The sequence below is a fragment of the Ruegeria sp. YS9 genome, assembly GCF_024628725.1.
In the GTDB taxonomy this organism is placed as follows: Bacteria; Pseudomonadota; Alphaproteobacteria; order Rhodobacterales; family Rhodobacteraceae; genus Ruegeria; species Ruegeria atlantica_C.
The window spans coordinates 2,887,819-2,906,773 of record NZ_CP102409.1 but is presented as its reverse complement, the minus strand read 5'-3'; the positions used below and the strand labels follow the sequence as shown (position 1 = coordinate 2,906,773).

The following is an 18,955-nucleotide window of genomic DNA, read 5'->3' as shown; positions in this document are numbered from 1 at the left end:
GCGGCCCTATTTCTTCTCGAAGAACAGGATGACTTCACCCAGACGGACGCCATAGCGTGAGACATACGCGCGGTTCAGCAGACGGTCGTCATCCAGCAGCCACATCCAGTCGTCGAATTTGACACGCATGGTCCCGTCCTTGATCGGCAGGTCGATCTTGTATTTCCAGTTGAACGTATCCCCGCGTTCAATCCCGCTGGCGGTGCCCAGTACGCCGGGCGCCGTACCGGTCCATGTATCCTCTCCGGTTTTGGTCAATGTCCAGATGCGTTGTTCCGTCGCGCCATCGTCGTAGACGAAGTCTTCGACCAGGGTCAGGGTTTCGCCGTCCCATGTCCCATCGATATCAACTGTGAATCTGCGGGGGATATTTCCCAGAACATCCTGAAACTGACCGTAGGCCACGGTTTTACCGTCGAAGAATTCCTCGAGGTTCAACTGTCGGTCCGACAGAAATGTTTTTGGTACTTTGGGTTTGCTGGAGCAGGCCGCCAGAAGCGCGAGACTCGTGATGGCGACGCAGGCGATGAAAGAGCGAAAGGTGATCATTGCAACGGCTTCCCTTCCGAAGTCGCGTCATACCCGTTCGAACCAATCGCGTGGATCGGTTTTGATTTCGGGTTTGCACGCATCGTGGCGACCAGTTCCGCGACCTTGACGCCAAACTTGCGCATCTCGGACCGGTTCATGATGACGCCGGTTTCTGTCAGGTACATCCAATCGGTGACGTCCAGCGTATGTCCACCAGCGTCATCTGGCAGAATGATACGATAGGTCAGTTTCACCGTGGACCCCGAGATGATGCCCCGACCTTCGCCCACGATATCATCCGCCATTGCCGTGAACGTGTTGCCGGTTCCCAGCGTCAGGTACCATTTGCGGGTCATCTGTTTTCCGTTGGAATAGGTGAAGTATTCGGTCAGCGTGCCCGAGTTGCCTTGCCATTCGCCGGACATGCGCGCGACAAAGCTGTTCGACATTTTGCCGTTGGGGCCATAGATCAGGCCCTCGGACAAGATCTCTCCGTTCAGGTGCTTTTTCAGGGAAAAATCTGGCCCGGTGCCACTGTAATCGGACGGCGATTGCGCGCGAAAGCTCAGCAGCCTTGCACGGATGAAGACAGCGGTCAGAAGGACCAGAAGGATGACGGTGAAAGCATTCATTTGCTTGTGACCTCGGTGGGCAGGGTCAACACCATCCCGAACGCTCCGACTTTCAGGATGCAGGGCAGCACAGCATAGGCAAGATTGAGTGTATCCAGCGCCTGTGCGGAATTGGTTTGACCGGGGGTGAAACCGCTGCGTTCCAGCAGCGGCAGAGTGAAAAAGGCAGCCAGGGCGAGGCCCAGTTTGCCAGCGAAGGACCAGATGCCAAACGCAGCTGATGCGTTCAGCCCGGCCCGGGTAAGGACGATCGAGAACATGGCCGGCAACACGACCATATCCGCGCCCAGCGCCGCGCCCGAGGCGAGACAGATCATTGCAAACCCCGCAAGATTTCCTGCACTCAGTGTGGCGGCGCCGATAAAGCCGGCGATCGAGAGCGGCATGGCGATAATCAGAGTCTGTTTCGGGCCAATTTTGTTGCTGAGCTTTGCCCAGAGCGGGACGCTCGCGCCTGCGCTCAGGAAGAACAGGATCAACAAAGGACCCGCCTTGCCCGGCAGTTGCAGCCGGTCTTCCACAAAAAACAGAAACAGGGTGGAGGTTATGGCAACCGGGAGGCTGTTGACCAAAGCCAGCGCAAGAAGGCGCAAGCCACCGGCCTGACCCAGACCTGCAAAGGACAGGCCTGATCCGGTGATCGGTCTGCGCCGCCAGATCGGGATTGTTAGTATCAGGGTCAGAACGGAGAGCAGCCCCAGAAACGCTCCGAATGCGGGGTAGCCTTGGGAGTGTGCCCCGAAAGCAACCAACAGGGCCGGAGCGCTGGCTGCGATGACCACCCCGGTCAACTGCCCGCCTTCACGATAGGCGGCCAGTGTCATCAGCTCTTTCGGATCGGTTCGCTTCGCCAGAGTTGCGCTGCGACCATATAGAAGAATGGTTCCCAGGCTGTACGCCGAGAACAGCAAGATCAGGATCGCGACCAGTTCCGGCACGCTGGCACCCTGCGGCAGATTGAAAAGCAGGGGAAACCCGATCGCCAGCCCCAAAGCCGCCATCGCCGCAAATGCAAGCTGGCCGCCGGGCCATCGGTCGATTGCCCAACCGATCAGCGGATCCTGCACCAGATCCACCAAACGGATCACCAGCAGCACCGTACCAATGACCCCAAGGCCAATACCCAGGTTCACGGCTGCAAAGCGCGGCAAGTGGATATAAAGCGGGATACCCGCCGCAGCGAGCATCAACGCATAGAGACTGACCCGGGGATAGAGCATCACCGCCCCTGTAGCCTGCGCGTGAAAGACGCGGACCGCGTGTTGTCTCCCAGGAACACGGACATGAAACTGCGCTTGATGCCCGGATACGCCATGGTGCAGGTCTTTTGCCCGTTCAGCCAGAAACTGACCTTGTCGGGACCATCAGAAACCGCCAGATAACTGTCCCCTTTTGCCACGGCTTTGAAACACCGGTTCAGTTGGTCGCGAACGGGTGCTGAACGGCCGATGCGGTCCATCTCGTCAAGTGTCGAGTTGACCAGCGCTTTCTTCTTGATGTTCTTGCGATAGGTCAGTTGCAGGGCGATATCTTCGCTCCAACTGAACGGCGCACCTTTGGGCGTGTAGAGTTTGGCGTCATAGATTGGCAAACCCAGATAGCGGAACGTCGCGGTTCCGCGCAGTTGGGCATCGTTCAGTTCTTCCGTGACCGGTGACGCGACCAGCCCATTGGGGATCAGCAAGGAAAGTGCAAGAAACGCTGTGCGCCATATCGCCTTATTCAGCGGCAACAGATAGGGCCGGGTCTTTCCCAGGAATGCCATTTTCAGCTCCGATGGTTTGCGGGGCGCCATTTATTCGAGCAACGACATGCATCGCGCTGGCTATCCCGTCTTCGTGAAATCCGTGCCGGTTGTAAGCACCGGCAAACCAAGTTCGGTTCTGTCCCTGCATCTCGCGGATTTGCCCCTGCGCCTTCAGGGCGGCCTTGTCGAAGACCGGATGGGCAAATTCGACCTGGTCAAAGATCTTTTCCGCGGGAATTTCTGATGAAGCGTTCAGCGTTACAAACAGCGGGTCACTGTCCGGAATGTTCTGAAGCCGGTTCATCCAGTAGGTTACCCCCACATCTCCGGCTTGCGAACGATAGGTCCAGCTTGACCAACAGGCGCGCCGCTTTGGCATCTGACCTGGGTCACAATGCAATATGGCCGTATTGGGCTGGTAGCGGATTGCGCCCAATGCAGCGGCTTCCGCGGGGGTCGCGCCATCACCCAAAATGGCAAGCGACTGGTCCGAATGGGTGGCCAGGATGATTTCATCGAACTGATCCACGGCGCCCTGGCTGTGGATGGTGACGCCCATCTCGTCACGGGATACATTCTGAACAGGGCTGGCCAGACGTATTTCTGCCCCCCGCGCACGAAGGGCCGCGTCTATCCGGCGGACATACTCTATGCTGCCGCCTTTGACCGTGTACCATTGATGCTGGTTTGCACGACCGCTTGCCAGCAAGGCGTGATTGCGGAAAAACTGCACCAAAGAGCGTGCGGGGAACTGATCCACGAACTCGACCGGCGTAGACCAGATGGCACCGCACATCGGCATCAGATAATTGTGCCGGAACCAGTGACCCAGCCGCAGCTGGTCCACCAATTCGCCAATCGTGGTGTCATCGTCCTTGGCGGCTTCTGGGGCTTCTTTGCCAAACCGCAGAATATCAGCGATCATTTTATAGTAAGCCGGACGCGCCAGATTGCGCTTTTGAGCGGTCAGTGTGCGCAGATTGTTCAACCCGTATTCAATGCGGCCATTGTCGATTGTCGCGCCAAAGCTCATCTCGCTTTCGATCACGGGCACGCCCAGCTCATCAAACAGCCGGGTCAGGTAGGGATATGTCGCATAGTTGAAGACGATGAAGCCCGTATCGACCGGTTGATCCCCGTTCTTTCCGGCCATCACCGTGCGGGCATGGCCACCAAGCCGAGGTTCGGCCTCATAGACTGTCACGTCGTTGTTTTCTGAAAGATAGTAAGCGGCGGAGAGACCCGAAATGCCTGCGCCTACAATCGCGATCTTTTTCCGTACGTCCCGGGTTTCGTCGAACATTCCAGCCTCTTTATGTGACGTTTTACAAGAAGATACGCAGGGTAGGCACAAGTGGATCAATCCGATTGGAAGTTTTTAACAGATGCACTACCTCGTGACTTCTGGTTTGAGCTTCGTGACTTGCGCCACCGTTTTGATCCAACGCGGATGCGAGGCCGTATTATTGTGACACACAACTGAATCGGCCCACACATGAGCAGCTTTGACGGGAAAACCATTTGGATCATCGGCGCAAGCGAAGGTCTGGGCCGCGCTTTGGCGCAGGCGCTTGGCCGGAAGGGTGCGTCCCTGATCCTGTCGGCGCGCAATTTGGAGCGGTTGTCCGAGATGTGTTCAGAATTGCCGGATGCGCGCGCGATCCGGTGCGATGTAACCGATTTAGACTCTGTTCGTTCGGCTGTTGCCGAGGCGGGGCATGTCGATGGGCTGGTTTACAATGCCGGGGCTTATGACCCCATGCGTTCGGCCGAATGGGACACCGAAGCGTCCCTCAGGATGAGCGATGTGAACTATCTGGGTGCGCTGCGGGTTCTGGGTGAAACCGTTCCGGGCTTTGTCCGGGCAGGCCAGGGAGAGGTTACTTTGATCGGGTCACTGGCCGGGTATCACGGGTTGCCCAACGCAATCGGGTATGGCGCCAGCAAGGCCGCGCTGATTTCGCTGGCCGAGACGATGCGGCATGATCTGGCGGGTACTGGCGTGACAGTGCGTATCGTCAATCCCGGCTTCATCAAGACCCGACTGACCGAAAAGAACAGCTTCAAGATGCCGATGTTGATGACGCCCGCGGATGCGGCGGATCGCGTGGTCAAGGCAATGTCTCGCCGCCGTTTCCGTACGGATTTTCCGGCACCGTTTTCCTGGTTCATTCGTCTGATTGACTACCTGCCGGACCTGCTGGTTTATCGTGGGAAATAGACTCTAACAAAACTGTCCCTGACAGAACCAGCCTGCGGACATCGTGCCTCCGTGCCCGTAGAACAACCACAGGCGTTCCCCCTGTTCTGTCACCACAACCCAGTAATCGCGCACCCCGCTGCGCCAGTTGGGGTCATCCAGCCACCATTCCGGCGCGATACGTTCCGGGCCGGTGGCCTGCGCCAGTTGCCAGTCGCGCCCACGCCAGCGAAAGGTGCAGGGCACATTCGGGGTTTCCGGCGCCATCACGGGTTCGGGCTGCCACATCTGCAAGGGGCGGGGGCGCGGCGGGGCAGGCCAGTCGCGCGCGGGTTCCGACCAGGCCGCCGCCAGCGTCTGCGCCGTTTTCTCGGGGATGTGCGAGGCCGCCGGGTGCCGCCGCGTGATCGCATCCAGCCCCACCCGCGCGCCCAGCTTGGCCGTAAGATCATCCACGGCTGTATTGCCCTCAAGCCGGTTGCGGGCTACGCGGCGCGCTTCGGCATGACCGGCGATGGTGCGGGCATGGATGGGTTCCGTCTGGATCGCCTCAAGCCGCAGCATGTCGATGCCATAGCCTGCGTCGATCTTGTCAATTTTCATCTCTAACAAAGGGCAAATGCGATTTTTGTCATAGGTCGGACGGGCCAGGCCGATCTCGATAACCTCAGCGGCCTGATCGGCCCGGTGGGCTTCCAGACGCAGTGTGCGGACCCCGCGCCCTTTCTCTTCCAGCTTGGTGCAGAGCGTTGGCAGAATCCGATCGACGGCAGCCATCACGTCTTCGACCAAGCCAATCGGGTTGGGCAGAGTCATCCGCACCGCAAAGTGATGTGGCGGACGGGCGGGCGAGACCGGCTCGGGCGCGCTGCCCATCGCCTGATCCAGCCGCAGCACCAGCCCGCGCCCGAACCGGCGGGCCAGCGAGGCGCGCGGTTGGCCCAGCAGGTCGCCGATCCGCCGCAGGCCCAGCCGGTTCAGCTGCGCTACGGTCTGGTCGTCCAGCCGCAGTGCCGCGATGGGCAGGGGGCTGAGCGCGCCATAGGCCTGCCCTGGCGCGGCAATCCGCGCGCCACCGCCCAGCGCCACGACTTGCGGCGCGGCGCCGCCCCTGGTCCAGTGCCGCCGTTTGCCGGCGCGGGCGCGGGTGGCGCGGGCTTCTTGGGAAATCGCATCGCCGTTGCGGTCGGATGTGGCTTCTTGCCCGGCATAGCGGGCCAGCGCCCAGGCCGCGCCCAACGTGTCGGCGATGCCCATCTGCACGCTCAGGCCCATATCGGCGCAGTCGGTTTCAAGCACGCTCAGCAAGGCCTCTTCACCGCCGAACAGATGGGCGCAACCTGACAGGTCAACGATCAGGCCATCGGGGGCCTCTTCAGCCACCCAGGGGCTGAACTTGCCCGCCCAGCGGCGCAGCGCGGTCAGAAACGCGGCCTCGGCCGGGGTGTTGCGGGGGCGGGTGATCAGGCTGGCGCACATGGCATGGGCATCGCGCACCGGCTGGCCCACGCGCAGACCGGCGGCCTGTGCATCAGAGTTCAGCGAGGTGATGACCTGCATGTTCGACTGTTCGGCCACAACGGCCAAAGGCCCGCCATGCAGGCCCCGCGCAGCGCGGATCAGCCGTTCGGCCCCCAGACGGGGGAACCACAGCGAGAGTATTCGGCGTTTGGGCATCGGGCAGACATCAAAATGTTCTCATTTTGTTCCTATCCGAGAATCACCTGCCGAGTCCACGCTTACCCGCAGGTCAGACGCTGAATAACACCGGCGCCGTCCACATAGACGTTCAGCCTGTCGATGCGGTAATCCTGTGTGGCGATATCATCGGGTCCAAGTACGCGCGACCGCTCGGGGAGGTTCGCCTGAATGGTCGAAATCGGCTGGCCAACGGTATCGGCAAACGGCTCACCCTTGCAAAAGGCCAGATCGACCGGTGCATCTTCTGAGACAACGGCAACATCCTGCGGAATGCTTGTGTCTGCGCAGGCCGCCAGAAGGATAAAGATCGGTAAAAAACGGAGCATTGGCGTTCCTCATTCTGGCAATGTCGTTTCTGCAATATCAAATAATTAGCCGACCTGCCAAGAAAGCACAGTTGAAAACACCCTGCAATTGACGCAGGGTCGGGGCAAAAGTGACAGGGAGACAAATACCATGCGTACCCGTGCTGCCGTCGCCGTACAGGCGGGCAAACCTTTGGAAGTGATGGACGTAAACCTCGAAGGCCCCAAGGCGGGCGAGGTTCTGGTTGAAATCAAGGCCACCGGCATCTGTCATACGGATGAATTCACCCTGTCGGGCGCCGACCCCGAAGGCCTGTTCCCGGCCATTCTGGGCCATGAAGGCGCCGGCGTCGTGGTCGAGGTCGGCCCGGGCGTGACCAGCCTGAAGCCGGGCGATCACGTGATCCCGCTCTACACCCCCGAATGCCGCGAATGCGAATACTGCCTGCACCCCAAGACCAACCTGTGCCAGGCCATCCGCGAGACGCAGGGCAAGGGCCTGATGCCCGATGGCACCTCGCGCTTTTCGACGCTGGATGGAGATCCGATCCTGCATTACATGGGCTGCTCGACCTTTTCGAACCACACGGTTCTGCCGGAAATCGCATTGGCCAAGGTGCGCGAGGACGCGCCGTTCGACAAGATCTGCTATATCGGTTGCGGCGTGACCACGGGCATCGGCGCGGTGATCAACACCGCCAAGGTGGAAATCGGCAGCCGCGCCATCGTGTTCGGTCTGGGCGGGATCGGTCTGAACGTGATTCAGGGCCTGCGTCTGGCCGGGGCCGATCAGATCGTCGGCGTCGACCTGAACCCGGCCAAGGTCGAGATGGCCGAGAAATTCGGCATGACCGATTTCGTCAACCCGTCCGAGGTCGAGGGCGATCTGGTGCCCTATCTGGTGAACCTGACCAAGGGCGGCGCAGATTACACCTTTGATGCCACCGGCAATGTCGGCGTGATGCGCGCAGCACTGGAATCGGCGCACAAGGGCTGGGGCGAATCGATCATCATCGGCGTGGCGCCCGCCGGGGCCGAGATCTCGACCCGTCCGTTCCAGCTGGTCACCGGCCGGTCGTGGCGCGGCACCGCCTTCGGCGGCGCGCGCGGGCGCACGGACGTGCCCAAGATCGTCGACTGGTACATGGAAGGCAAGATCGAGATTGATCCGATGATCACCCACACCATGGGTCTGGACGACATCAACACCGGCTTCGACCTGATGCACAAGGGCGAAAGCATCCGGTCGGTGGTGATCTACTGAACCCCGAATGTGAACGGGCGGGGTTACACCCGCCCGCGTTTGCCCCTATGTTCAGGTCAGAATTATACGTCTGAATTGAGAGACCAAGTTGACCAACACCACCACAGAACGCCTTGCCGTTCTGATTGACGCCGAGAATGTTCCGGCAAAACACGTCGCCGAAATCTTCGAAGAAGTCGCCACATTGGGCGAGGCCAGTCTGCGCCGGATCTACGGCGATTTTTCCGGCGGTATCCCGCAGGGCTGGAGCGCCGAGAAACTGGCGGAATACGCCATCGTCCCCCATCAGCAATTCGCCAATACCACCGGCAAGAACGCCGGCGACATCGCCCTGGTGATCGACGCGATGGACATTCTGCATTCGGGCCGCTTCGACGGGTTCGTTCTGGTGTCATCCGACAGCGATTTCACCCGCCTGGCCAGCCGCATCCGCGAACAGGGGCTGAGCGTGTTCGGAATCGGCGAGGAAAAGACGCCCAAAGCCTTTGTCGCGGCTTGCAACCGGTTCATCTACATCGAGAATATAAAAAAGGAGGAGGTGCAGGCGAACGATTCCCCGGAGAAAGCTAAGAAGCCCTCTGCCAAACAAGAACTGAACCATGCTTATCAGTTGATCCGGAATGTCGTGCTCAAATCCGAGGAACCGGACGGGTGGGCGGGCCTTGGCTGGCTAGGCAGTCAGCTCAGCATGAACTATCCGGATTTTGACACGCGAACCTATGGCTTCAAGCGACTGAGCGACTTGGTACGAGCCATCGGGAAGTTCGAGGAAACAGGCGAAAACGGCGGCCTGAAGATCAGATTGAAAGATCAGTAGCAGACGCCCTACGACCCCAGTCGCGCTGAGGCGCCGGTGTCAGAGCGCGGCGAGCGGACGCGCAGAACCGGTTTGTTCGGCGATACATTGGCCCGGCTCTCGCGCCAGACGACGAACACACCGGACGCGATGATGATCGCGGCCCCCACGGCCACCCATTTGTCGGGCCGTTCACCAAAGAACACAGCGCCGAATATCGTGGCCCAGATGATCTGGCTGTACTGGCTGGGCGCGACCACGCCGGCGGGCGCAGCCCGATAGGCCAGGATGATCAGGTGCTGGGCGATCACCGAAAACACGCCGACCAGCGCCATCATCGCCAGATGAAGCAGGGACGGCGGCTGGTAGACCGCCGGTTGCGCCAGACTCATGACCGCGATCGCCAGCAGCATCGGATACAGGATCAGGACGGCCGAGCGTTCCTCGTTCCCGATCTTGCGCACCAGCACCGATGCGAAGGCGCTGCAGAACGCGGCCGTCAGGGCGGCAAGGTGGCCCAGGGTGATCTCGGTCGCGCCGGGGCGCAGGACGATCAGCACCCCGATCAGACCCATGCCAACCGCAGCCCAGCGCTGGGCCCGGACGACTTCGCCCAGTATCGGAATCGACAGGACCGTGACGATCAGCGGGAAAGAAAACAGCAACGAATAGACCTCGGCCAGGGGCAGGGCCGAAAAGGCATAGAACGCACAGGACATGGCCGTGACCATCAGACCTGAGCGCAGCAACACCAACCAGGGGTGATGCGGCCGGAAGTTGCCCGTGGTCCGGTCCGTCAAGATCGTCACGGCCATCGGGACAAAGGAAAACAGCGTGGCAAAAAAGATGATCTGCATCACCGAATAGGTCCCGCCCAGCGTCTTGATCAGCGCGTCATGGGTGGCAAAGACCGCAAAGCCCGCGAATGCATAGCCAAGACCCCGGAGGGTGGTGTTCTGAGTGCTCATGGGTCGGCCTCGGGTGATGTGTCGATGTGAAGGGGCAGCGCAAAAGGGGCTGTCTTGTCTCTGACTAACCCTATTTCCTCGACCCGCATAGCCCCTAATTTACCGCTAACATCGCAAGGCAGCCATGACGTGGGCTCAACGCAGGATCGGTGGCGCGTCCTTGGGCTGGCGGGCCGATTGCACCCCAGCCTTCATCCCAACACCGATGCGGCGCGCCAGAGCGACCCATGGTGTGGCGGTTTCCGGAGGCAGGGTCTGGGTGGCGACCTTTTCGAACAGGTCCAGCCAATGGGCGAACATCTCGGGCTTTACGTCCGGTCGTTCGATATGCACCCGCTGCGGGTTGCCGTCATAGCTGCGCTCGAACAGGATGGCGTTGCGCCAGAAGGATGCGATCTTTTCCTCATGCGCGGGCCAGTCGGTGACATGGTTGGCGAATACCGGGCCAAGTACCGCGTCCTGCCGTACTCGGGCGTAAAAGGCGCGAACCTGTGCGTTGATCTGCTCGGGCGTCGCGGGAAAGCGCGGCGGAAGGGTTGGTCTGTTCATGGTGGCCTGTTTTCGACTCTGTTTTTGGCAGATAGGCGGTTCCGGCGTTATGTGACAGAGGTGGTATTGTCGCGCTGCCCCGGCGTCAGCAGGTGCCGCAGCAGGGCGACCGGATGCGCGCGCAGGCTGAGTCGGGTGGCGACGTAATCCTCGACCACCTGTTCGCCCAGCGACATCCGGGGCAGATGGGCGGCGGGCTCGTCCAGCGCCTCGCCTTCCAGATCCTGCGCGAACAGCGGCAGGGGCCGGGCGGTGGCGATCGCCTTGGCCTGCCACAGCGCCTCGCGCCGGGTCAGGCCGCAGGCGGCAAAGGCATCGGCCTCGGCCAGACGCTCGATCACCGAGGGGCCAAGGCCCGCGCGGCGCCAGACGTCGTCAACCTGATGGTAGCCGTTGCCGCGCGCGGCGGTCAGCCAACTGGCGTCCTCTTCGCTCAGGCCCTTGATCTGGCGGAAGCCCAGCCGCAGGGCCAGCCCGCCATGGCCGTCGGGCTCCATCACGTTGTCCCAGAAGCTGGCATTGATGCAGACCGGGCGCACCTGCACCCCATGCTCGCGCGCATCGCGCACGATCTGGGCGGGGGCATAGAACCCCATCGGCTGCGAGTTCAGCAGCGCGCAGGCGAAAATCCCCGGATGGTGGCACTTGATCCAGGCGCTGGCATAGACCAGCAGCGCAAAGCTGGCCGCGTGGCTTTCGGGGAAGCCGTAGGAGCCGAAGCCCTCGATCTGCGAGAAACAGCGCTCGGCAAATTCGGCGTCATAGCCGTTGCGCTGCATCCCGCGCAGGAACAGGGCGCGGAATTCGCTGACATTGCCATGTTTCTTGAAGGTCGCCAGCGAGCGCCGCAGCCGGTCCGCCTGTTCCGGGGTGAAACCCGCGCCGACGATGGCGATCTGCATCGCCTGTTCCTGGAACAACGGCACGCCCAGCGTCTTGCCCAACACCTCGCCCAGTTCGTCCGAGGGGAAGCTGACCTCCTCTTCGCCGTTCCGGCGGCGGATATAGGGATGCACCATGTCGCCCTGAATGGGGCCGGGGCGGATGATGGCGACCTCGATCACCAGATCATAGAAATTGCGCGGCCGCATCCGGGGCAGAAAGTTCATCTGCGCACGTGATTCCACCTGGAACACGCCGACCGAATCCGCGCGGCACAGCATGTCATAGACCGCCGGGTCCTCGGGCGGCAGGGTGGCGAGCGTATAGCTGGCCTGGTGGTGCTGGCCAATCAGATCAAACGCCTTGCGGATGCAGGTCAGCATGCCAAGGCTCAGGACATCGACCTTGAGGATGCCCAGCGTGTCGATATCGTCCTTGTCCCAGCAGATGACGGTGCGGTCCTCCATCGTGGCGTTCTCGATGGGCACCAGCTCGTCCAGACGGCCCTCGGTGATGATGAATCCGCCCACATGCTGGGACAGGTGGCGGGGGAAGCCGTTGATTTCATAAACCAGCATTAGAGTCTGTTTCAGGCGCCGATCCTCGGGGTCGAGGCCGATCTCGCGCATCCGTTCCGCCTCGAGCCCCGAGGCCGAGAAAAACCCCCACAGCTGCGAGGACAGGGCGGAAATCGTGTCTTCGGTCAGGCCCATGGCGCGGCCCACCTCGCGGATGGCGCGCTTGCCGCGATAGTGGATCACGGTGGCGCAGAGCCCGGCGCGGTGGCGGCCATAGCGTTCATAGATGTGCTGGATCACCTCTTCGCGGCGTTCATGTTCGAAATCGACGTCGATGTCGGGTGGCTCGTCCCGCGCCTCGGAGACGAAGCGTTCAAAGACCATTGTGCCCATCTCGGGGCTGACCTCGGTGATGCCGAGACAGAAACAGACGACGGAGTTCGCCGCCGAGCCGCGCCCCTGGCACAGGATGCCGCGCGAGCGGGCGAAATGGACGATGTCGCGGACGGTCAGAAAGTAGGGCTCGTATTTCAGCTTGCCGATCAGCGTCAGCTCATGCGCCAGCATCTTTTTGGCTTTCTCGGACGCCCCGGCGGGATAGCGCCATTTCAACCCTTCATGTGCCAGCCGATGCAGGCGCTGGGTCGGGGTTTCCTGGTCGCTGCCCTCGCTGGGATATTCATAGCGCAGCTCGTCCAGCGAGAATGTGAGTTCCTGGCTGAGCGCATAAGCGCGGGCCACGGCGTCCTCAAAGCCCTTGAAGATGCGCAGCATCTCGGGTTCCGAGCGCAGGCGCTGCTCGCCATTTGCCAGCGCGTGACGGCCCAGATCGTCCACCTTGCGGCGCAGGCGGATGGCGGTCAGCACATCACCCAGCTTGCGGCGCGAGCCGTGATGCATCATCGGCGCGGCGCTGGCGATGGTGGGCAGGCCCAGATGGTTGGATTCAGTCTCTAACATTGAGAAAAACGCGGAATCTGCCCCGTCATAGCGGGGGTGCATCAGCAGGTGCATGCGCCCGGCAAAGCGGCGCGTCAGCTGTTGCGCCTGTGTCCGCCATCCGCTCGCGCCGCCGGTCGGATGGCTCGCCTGTGGCCAGAGCAGCAGGTGCAGACCGCCGGAAAATTCCAACAGGTCGGACAGGTGCAGGATGCAGTCGCCCTTGGCCGCGCGCAGCCGTCCGGTGGACAGGAGGCGGCACAGGCTGGCCCAGCCCTGCCGGTTGAGGGGCAGGGCGGTGATGGGCGGGGCATCGGTAAAGAGCAGCCGCGCCGCCGGGATCAGCCGCGGCACCGCATGCACCGGAAACGAGGGCGGTTTCGGGATGTGATCGGGGCAGGGCGGGCCGATGGGCGTGTTCTGCTCGTCCCATGCGCGGCGTTCACGGACCTTGCGGGCGATCTCGCGCGCCTGGGTATGGGCGCGGACGATGCCCGCCACCGAGTTGTCATCGGCGATGGCGATGGCGGGCAGGCCCAGGGTGACGGCGCGCTCCATGTACTCCTCGGGGTGCGAGGCCCCGGTGAGGAAGGTGAAGTTCGACGTGATCGACAGTTCGGCATACATGGCGATTCCACATTATATTCACGTTTTGTTCTTTTTCGAGTCCTTTGCGCAGGAAACGGGTCGCCTGGACCTGAACAGGCGCGCATGGTTGCAGAAAAAGGAGACACGAGATGTTCAAAATCACCGCTCTGCCCACTGACGAAGTCCGCGCCCTTCAGGCAGGTCAGCCTGATGCCTATGGCCACACGCCCGAGCGCGCCGTTTCGTCGGGGGCTGGCAATCCCTGTCGCCACTGCCTGAGGAACATCCCCGAAGGCGCAGAGATGCTGATACTGGCGCATCGCCCCTTTTTAGAGCCACATCCCTACGCTGAAACAGGACCGATCTTTCTGTGCGCAACGCCTTGCAAGCGCTATGAAGGCGACGCCCTGCCCGAGATTTTGACCACTGCACCGGACTATCTGATCAAGGGGTATGGACCAGATGACCGGATCGTTTATGGCACCGGGGCAATCACGCCAAAAGATCAGATCGACGCAAAAGTCAGCGCCATCTTTGCCCGCCCGGACGTGGCCTATATTCACGTAAGATCGGCACGGAACAACTGCTACCAAGCGCGGATAGACCGGGTTTAGAGCTTGACCCGGTGCAAGCCCCGGCGTGGCTGGTCCTGATCGTCGGCCGGGGCATCGTCGGCGCGCGAGGAGGTCAGGGCCAGGAACACGTCCTCGAGATCGGCCTCTTCGGTGCGCACGTCGCGGATGCGGATGCCGGCCGCCCGGACGGATTCCAGAACCTGCTCGGCGCTGGTCCGGGTGCTGCGATATTGCAGTATAAGGCTGCCGTCTTCACGTAAGCTGGCCTCGACGCCTTCGGTCACCGGCAGGTCGACCACCGGGGTGTCGGGATCAATGACCATGGTCCGGCTGTCCATGCGGCCCAGCAGGTTTGCGGTACTGTCCTGAGCGATCTTTTCACCGTGGTTGATGATGGCGATTTCGTCACACATCTCCTGCGCTTCTTCCAGATAGTGGGTGGTCAGGATGATGGTCATGCCCTGTTCGTTCAGCTTGCGCACATTGGCCCACAGCATCTGGCGCAGTTCGATGTCCACGCCTGCCGTGGGTTCGTCCAACACCAGGATTTTGGGGTGATGGACCAGCGCCTTGGCCAGCAGCAGCCGCCGCCGCATCCCGCCCGACAGCGTGCGGGCATAGGCCTCGGCCTTGTCGCTGAGGCCGACCAGTTCAAGGATTTCATCGCTGCGTCGCTCGGATTTCGGAACGCCGTACAGGCCTGCCTGAACCTCCAATGCACCCCGAGGGGTGAAGAACGGGTCAAGGTTCAGCTCTTGCGGCATGACACCAATCGCGGCGCGGGATTGTCGCGGATTCTGATCCTGATCGAAACCCCAGATCGATACACGGCCCGAGGACTTCACCACCAACCCGGCGAGAATATTGATCAGGGTCGATTTCCCGGCGCCATTCGGGCCCAGCAGCCCAAAAACCGAACCCCTGGGAACAGTCAAATCAATGCCTTTCAGCGCGTGTTTCTCAGGCTGACCCTTGCCGCCACGATAGGTTTTGCGCAGACCTTCGATCCTGATTGCCGCATCGCTCATGTGGCTCTTGCCCCCGGATTGCTCATCGCTCATAAACGCACCTAATGCATGCCCGCGAGGCCGACAACCGAAGAAGGATCGCCAGCCGTGACCATCGAAGCGCCGGAAACCAAGATCGTTGAAACCGCCCGTGTCGCCTGTGACGGCGGCGAAGGCGCATTGGGCCATCCGCGCGTCTGGCTGCAAATCCCCGAGGATACAGGCTGGGTCGAGTGCCCGTATTGCGACTGCAAATATGTGCTGAAAGGCACCGAACAGGGCTGATTGCCCGACCAACCGGGTTTCGCCCAAATCTTGCCCCGGTTTTCATGATAGTGCTTTGGAGCTACCAAAGCAGGGATACGTGATGACCGGAATTTCGACCACTGACAATGCTGACCCGGTTTTCGGATGGGTTGGGTTCGGCATCGCGTCTTTGGCGTTGATTGCCGCGTTGTTCGTATTCTGGGCGGGGCCTTTTGCACCTCAGCAGACTGCGGGTGTGTCGCTGGGTGAACTGGCAGCCGAGATCGGCAAATCGACCCTGAGGGCCGCCGCGGGGGTGGAACAACCCGAGCCCGTTGCCCGCGCCCGCGATCTGGATGATTTCCTGCGGATCGGTGTTGCCATGCTGGGCGGGCTTGCGATCGTCATCTCGGCCGTTGGCATCCTGCGTCACGAAAAGCGGCGCCCTGCCATCGCCGGAATGGTTATCGGTACGGGGGCAATCCTTTTCCAGTTCTTTGCCTTTGCGTTTTTTGCGTTGCTTGGGGTGTTGGTGATCATGGCTTTGCTGAACAGTTTCTCTGACGTCTTCTCGGGGCTGTTTGGCGGTTAGGCTGCGTTCTTGGCTGGTCACCCGCGCGACCCTGTGGCAGAACCATCCCTGACCGATAGGGAGCGCGCGCATGAGCAAATTCGGAAAAGGGTGTCACCTGCATCTGATCGACGGATCGGCCTTTATTTTCAGGGCCTATCACGCGCTGCCACCGCTGACCCGCAAGTCGGATGGTTTGCCGATTGGGGCGGTGTCCGGGTTCTGCAACATGCTTCAGAAATATGTCGAAGGGAACGCGGGGCCGGATGCACCGACCCATGTGGCGGTGATTTTCGACAAGGGGTCGCACACATTCCGGAATGATCTGTACGACCTGTACAAGGCCAACCGCGAAGCGATGCCCGAGGACCTGCGCCCGCAAATTCCACTGACCCGCGAGGCGACAAAAGCGTTCAACATCGCCTGCAAGGAACTCGAAGGCTATGAGGCCGACGACATCATCGCCACCCTTGCCGTGCAGGCGCGCGAGGCTGGGGGCCGCGTGACCATCGTAAGCTCCGACAAGGATCTGATGCAGTTGGTCGGTGACGGTGTCGAGATGCTGGATGCGATGAAGAACAAGCGTATTGATCGGGATGGGGTGATCGAGAAGTTTGGAGTTGGCCCCGAACGCGTTGTGGATGTTCAGGCGCTGGCCGGCGATTCCGTCGACAACGTGCCGGGCGCTCCGGGCATCGGGGTCAAGACGGCTGCCCTTCTGATAAACGAATACGGTGATCTGGAAACACTGCTGGACCGGGCCGAGGAAATCAAACAGCCCAAGCGCCGGCAAACCCTGATCGACAAGCGCGATCAGATCGAACTGTCGAAGAAACTGGTGCAGTTGGACGAGAACACACCGCTGGATTTCACGCTGGATGATCTCGAAGTGCGGGAGCCCGACGCAGAGACCCTGCTGAGTTTTCTGGCGGATATGGAGTTCCGCACACTGACCAAACGGATCGCTGACAAGTTGGGCGTCGAAGCACCGGCCATCGCCGATGCACCGGCGCCTGCGGCCAAGGAAGTTGAGGCCGAGACGATCCCGTTTGACTCGGCGAAGTATGAATGTGTCCGTGATGCAGTGGCTCTGCAAAAGTGGATTGATCAGGCCCATGAGCGAGGCTGGGTTGCGGTGGATACCGAAACCACCGGTCTGAATGAAATGATCGCCGATCTGGTTGGTATTTCGCTGTGTGTCGAGGCTGGCGAAGCCTGTTACATCCCGCTGACCCATCGCGATGGTGCGGCGGATGATCTGTTCGGCTCAGACGCGCTGGCTGAAGGGCAAATGCCGCTGGATGAGGCGCTGACACTGCTGAAGCCGGTGCTGGAGGACCCCTCGATCCTCAAAATCGGGCAGAACATGAAATACGACGCCAAGATATTCAGGCGTCACGGCATCAATGTGACCCCGATCGATGATACGATGCTGATGTCCTACGCCATGCACGGTGGCGAGCATGGGCACGGGATGGACACCTTGTCCGAGAGATACCTGAGCCACACGCCGATCCCGATCAAACCGCTGCTGGGGTCGGGCAAATCGGCGATCACCTTCGACAAGGTGCCGATCGACGAGGCCACCGCCTATGCCGCCGAGGATGCCGACATCACCCTGCGCTTGTGGAAACTTTTCAAGCCGCAGCTTCACCGGGTGCAGGTGACGACTGTCTACGAGACGCTTGAACGCCCTTTGGTGCCGGTTCTGACGGAAATGGAGATGCACGGCATAAAGGTCGACCGCGATGTGCTGAGCCGCATGTCGAACGCCTTTGCCCAGAAAATGGCCGGGTTAGAGGCTGAAATTCACGAGCTGGCCGGCGAAACCTTCAACGTCGGCTCACCCGCGCAGCTGGGCGAGATCCTGTTCGAGAAGATGGGCCTGGAAGGTGGCAAGAAGGGCAAGACCGGCAAGTACTCGACCGGCGCCGATGTGCTGGAAGATCTGGCGACCGAGCATGAATTGCCGCGCCGGGTGCTGGACTGGCGCCAGCTGTCCAAGCTGAAATCGACCTATACCGACGCGCTTCAGACCCATATCAACCCCGACACGGGCCGGGTGCACACGTCTTACGCCATCACCGGGGCGAATACCGGGCGTCTGGCCTCGACCGACCCCAATTTGCAGAACATCCCCGTGCGCACCGAAGAAGGCCGCCGCATCCGCGAGGCCTTTGTCGCCGAGGCGGGCAATGTTCTGGTCAGCCTCGACTACAGCCAGATCGAGCTGCGCATCCTGGCACATATCGCCGACATTCCGACCCTGAAACAGGCCTTTGCGGATGGGCTGGACATTCACGCGATGACGGCATCCGAGATGTTCGACGTGCCGCTGGTTGAGATGACGCCGGATATCCGCCGTCAGGCCAAGGCGATCAACTTTGGTGTGATCTATGGCATCTCGGGCTTCGGCCTGGCGCGCAACCTGCGCATCCCGCGGGCCGAGGCACAGGGTTTCATCGACCGCTATTTCGAACGCTTTCCGGGCATTCGCCAGTATATGGATGACACGGTGGCATTTGCCAAAGAGCACGGCTATGTCCAAACCCTGTTCGGGCGCAAAATCCACACGCCCGAGATCAACGCCAAGGGGCCGCATGCAGGATTCTCGCGCCGGGCGGCGATCAACGCGCCGATTCAGGGCACGGCGGCGGATGTGATCCGGCGCGCGATGGTGCGGATGCCGGGTGCGATCAATGGGCTGCCCGCCAAGATGCTGTTGCAGGTCCATGACGAACTGTTGTTCGAAGTCGCCGAGGATTCCGTGGATCAGACCATCGAGATTGCACGCGACGTTATGGAGAACGCACCCGACCCGGCGGTGAAGCTGGACTTGAAACTGACGGTGGATGCGGGCAAAGGCGCCAACTGGGCCGAGGCGCATTAGCAAGCGCCATGCCGCTCATCAGGCCCGGCGGGCCATCTTCGCGGCA

General features: G+C 61.2%; 18 protein-coding genes. 7 read left to right on the top strand and 11 right to left on the bottom strand.

Going from position 1 to position 18,955, the window contains the following annotated elements; translation table 11 throughout:
* Positions 1–6 precede the first annotated feature (6 nt).
* The 5 genes from NOR97_RS14725 to NOR97_RS14705 are packed head-to-tail and all read right to left on the bottom strand — an operon-like array spanning position 7 to position 4,213.
* Positions 7–549: a DUF3833 family protein gene (locus tag NOR97_RS14725; protein WP_170346792.1), complete on the bottom strand. Its 543-nt coding sequence runs from the start codon at positions 547–549 to the stop codon at positions 7–9.
* Positions 546–1,163, bottom strand: a complete 618-nt coding sequence (locus NOR97_RS14720; protein ID WP_257599584.1) for a DUF3833 domain-containing protein — start codon at positions 1,161–1,163, stop codon at positions 546–548. Before NOR97_RS14720 ends, NOR97_RS14725 begins: the two co-directional genes overlap by 4 nt.
* The gene (locus tag NOR97_RS14715) at positions 1,160–2,383 is read right to left on the bottom strand and encodes an MFS transporter (protein WP_152459483.1); all 1,224 of its coding nucleotides are present in this window, start codon (positions 2,381–2,383) and stop codon (positions 1,160–1,162) included. Before NOR97_RS14715 ends, NOR97_RS14720 begins: the two co-directional genes overlap by 4 nt.
* The gene (locus tag NOR97_RS14710; RefSeq protein WP_253283522.1) at positions 2,383–2,928 is read right to left on the bottom strand and encodes a hypothetical protein; all 546 of its coding nucleotides are present in this window, start codon (positions 2,926–2,928) and stop codon (positions 2,383–2,385) included. Before NOR97_RS14710 ends, NOR97_RS14715 begins: the two co-directional genes overlap by 1 nt.
* The gene (locus NOR97_RS14705) at positions 2,882–4,213 is read right to left on the bottom strand and encodes an NAD(P)/FAD-dependent oxidoreductase (protein WP_257599583.1); all 1,332 of its coding nucleotides are present in this window, start codon (positions 4,211–4,213) and stop codon (positions 2,882–2,884) included. The genes NOR97_RS14710 and NOR97_RS14705 overlap by 47 nt, the downstream gene beginning before the upstream one ends.
* A gap of 192 nt (positions 4,214–4,405) precedes the next feature.
* On the opposite strand from NOR97_RS14705, the gene NOR97_RS14700 reads away from it, so the two are divergent.
* The gene (locus NOR97_RS14700) at positions 4,406–5,131 is read left to right on the top strand and encodes an SDR family oxidoreductase (protein WP_257599582.1); all 726 of its coding nucleotides are present in this window, start codon (positions 4,406–4,408) and stop codon (positions 5,129–5,131) included.
* Positions 5,132–5,134: 3 nt separating this feature from the next.
* Here NOR97_RS14700 and NOR97_RS14695 read toward each other — a convergent pair whose 3' ends face one another.
* Both NOR97_RS14695 and NOR97_RS14690 read right to left on the bottom strand, forming a co-directional pair.
* Positions 5,135–6,787: a DNA polymerase Y family protein gene (locus tag NOR97_RS14695; RefSeq protein ID WP_257599581.1), complete on the bottom strand. Its 1,653-nt coding sequence runs from the start codon at positions 6,785–6,787 to the stop codon at positions 5,135–5,137.
* 62 nt (positions 6,788–6,849) lie between these two features.
* On the bottom strand, positions 6,850–7,137 hold the full coding sequence (locus tag NOR97_RS14690; RefSeq protein ID WP_257599580.1) for an I78 family peptidase inhibitor: 288 nt from the start codon (positions 7,135–7,137) through the stop codon (positions 6,850–6,852).
* A gap of 130 nt (positions 7,138–7,267) precedes the next feature.
* Between NOR97_RS14690 and NOR97_RS14685 the strand changes: the two genes are divergently transcribed.
* Positions 7,268–8,380 carry an S-(hydroxymethyl)glutathione dehydrogenase/class III alcohol dehydrogenase gene (locus NOR97_RS14685; protein ID WP_257599579.1) on the top strand — a complete coding sequence of 371 codons (1,113 nt, stop codon included), beginning with the start codon at positions 7,268–7,270 and terminating at the stop codon, positions 8,378–8,380.
* Positions 8,381–8,468: 88 nt separating this feature from the next.
* A complete protein-coding gene (locus tag NOR97_RS14680) occupies positions 8,469–9,197 on the top strand; it encodes an NYN domain-containing protein (protein ID WP_257599578.1) in 729 nt (242 codons plus the stop codon).
* An 8-nt stretch (positions 9,198–9,205) separates the two neighbouring features.
* On the opposite strand, the gene NOR97_RS14675 is transcribed toward NOR97_RS14680, so the two are convergent.
* From NOR97_RS14675 to NOR97_RS14665, 3 genes are all read right to left on the bottom strand, one after another.
* Positions 9,206–10,144: a DMT family transporter gene (locus NOR97_RS14675; RefSeq protein WP_257599577.1), complete on the bottom strand. Its 939-nt coding sequence runs from the start codon at positions 10,142–10,144 to the stop codon at positions 9,206–9,208.
* Between the two features lie 135 nt (positions 10,145–10,279).
* Positions 10,280–10,693: a group III truncated hemoglobin gene (locus tag NOR97_RS14670; RefSeq protein WP_257599576.1), complete on the bottom strand. Its 414-nt coding sequence runs from the start codon at positions 10,691–10,693 to the stop codon at positions 10,280–10,282.
* Between the two features lie 47 nt (positions 10,694–10,740).
* The gene (locus NOR97_RS14665; protein WP_257599575.1) at positions 10,741–13,659 is read right to left on the bottom strand and encodes an error-prone DNA polymerase; all 2,919 of its coding nucleotides are present in this window, start codon (positions 13,657–13,659) and stop codon (positions 10,741–10,743) included.
* A 110-nt stretch (positions 13,660–13,769) separates the two neighbouring features.
* Between NOR97_RS14665 and NOR97_RS14660 the strand changes: the two genes are divergently transcribed.
* A complete protein-coding gene (locus NOR97_RS14660) occupies positions 13,770–14,234 on the top strand; it encodes a DUF1203 domain-containing protein (protein ID WP_170346780.1) in 465 nt (154 codons plus the stop codon).
* Here NOR97_RS14660 and NOR97_RS14655 read toward each other — a convergent pair.
* A complete protein-coding gene (locus tag NOR97_RS14655) occupies positions 14,231–15,223 on the bottom strand; it encodes an ABC transporter ATP-binding protein (protein ID WP_257600882.1) in 993 nt (330 codons plus the stop codon). The two genes, NOR97_RS14660 and NOR97_RS14655, sit on opposite strands and share 4 nt — an antisense overlap.
* A gap of 87 nt (positions 15,224–15,310) precedes the next feature.
* Between NOR97_RS14655 and NOR97_RS14650 the strand changes: the two genes are divergently transcribed.
* The 3 genes from NOR97_RS14650 (at position 15,311) to polA (ending at position 18,909) form a co-directional block, all read left to right on the top strand.
* On the top strand, positions 15,311–15,487 hold the full coding sequence (locus tag NOR97_RS14650) for a zinc-finger domain-containing protein (protein ID WP_170346779.1): 177 nt from the start codon (positions 15,311–15,313) through the stop codon (positions 15,485–15,487).
* Between the two features lie 82 nt (positions 15,488–15,569).
* Complete coding sequence (locus NOR97_RS14645) at positions 15,570–16,040, top strand: hypothetical protein (protein ID WP_257599574.1); 471 nt, start codon at positions 15,570–15,572, stop codon at positions 16,038–16,040.
* Positions 16,041–16,110: 70 nt separating this feature from the next.
* A complete protein-coding gene (gene polA / locus NOR97_RS14640) occupies positions 16,111–18,909 on the top strand; it encodes a DNA polymerase I (protein ID WP_257599573.1) in 2,799 nt (932 codons plus the stop codon).
* The last annotated feature ends 46 nt before the right edge of the window (positions 18,910–18,955 follow it).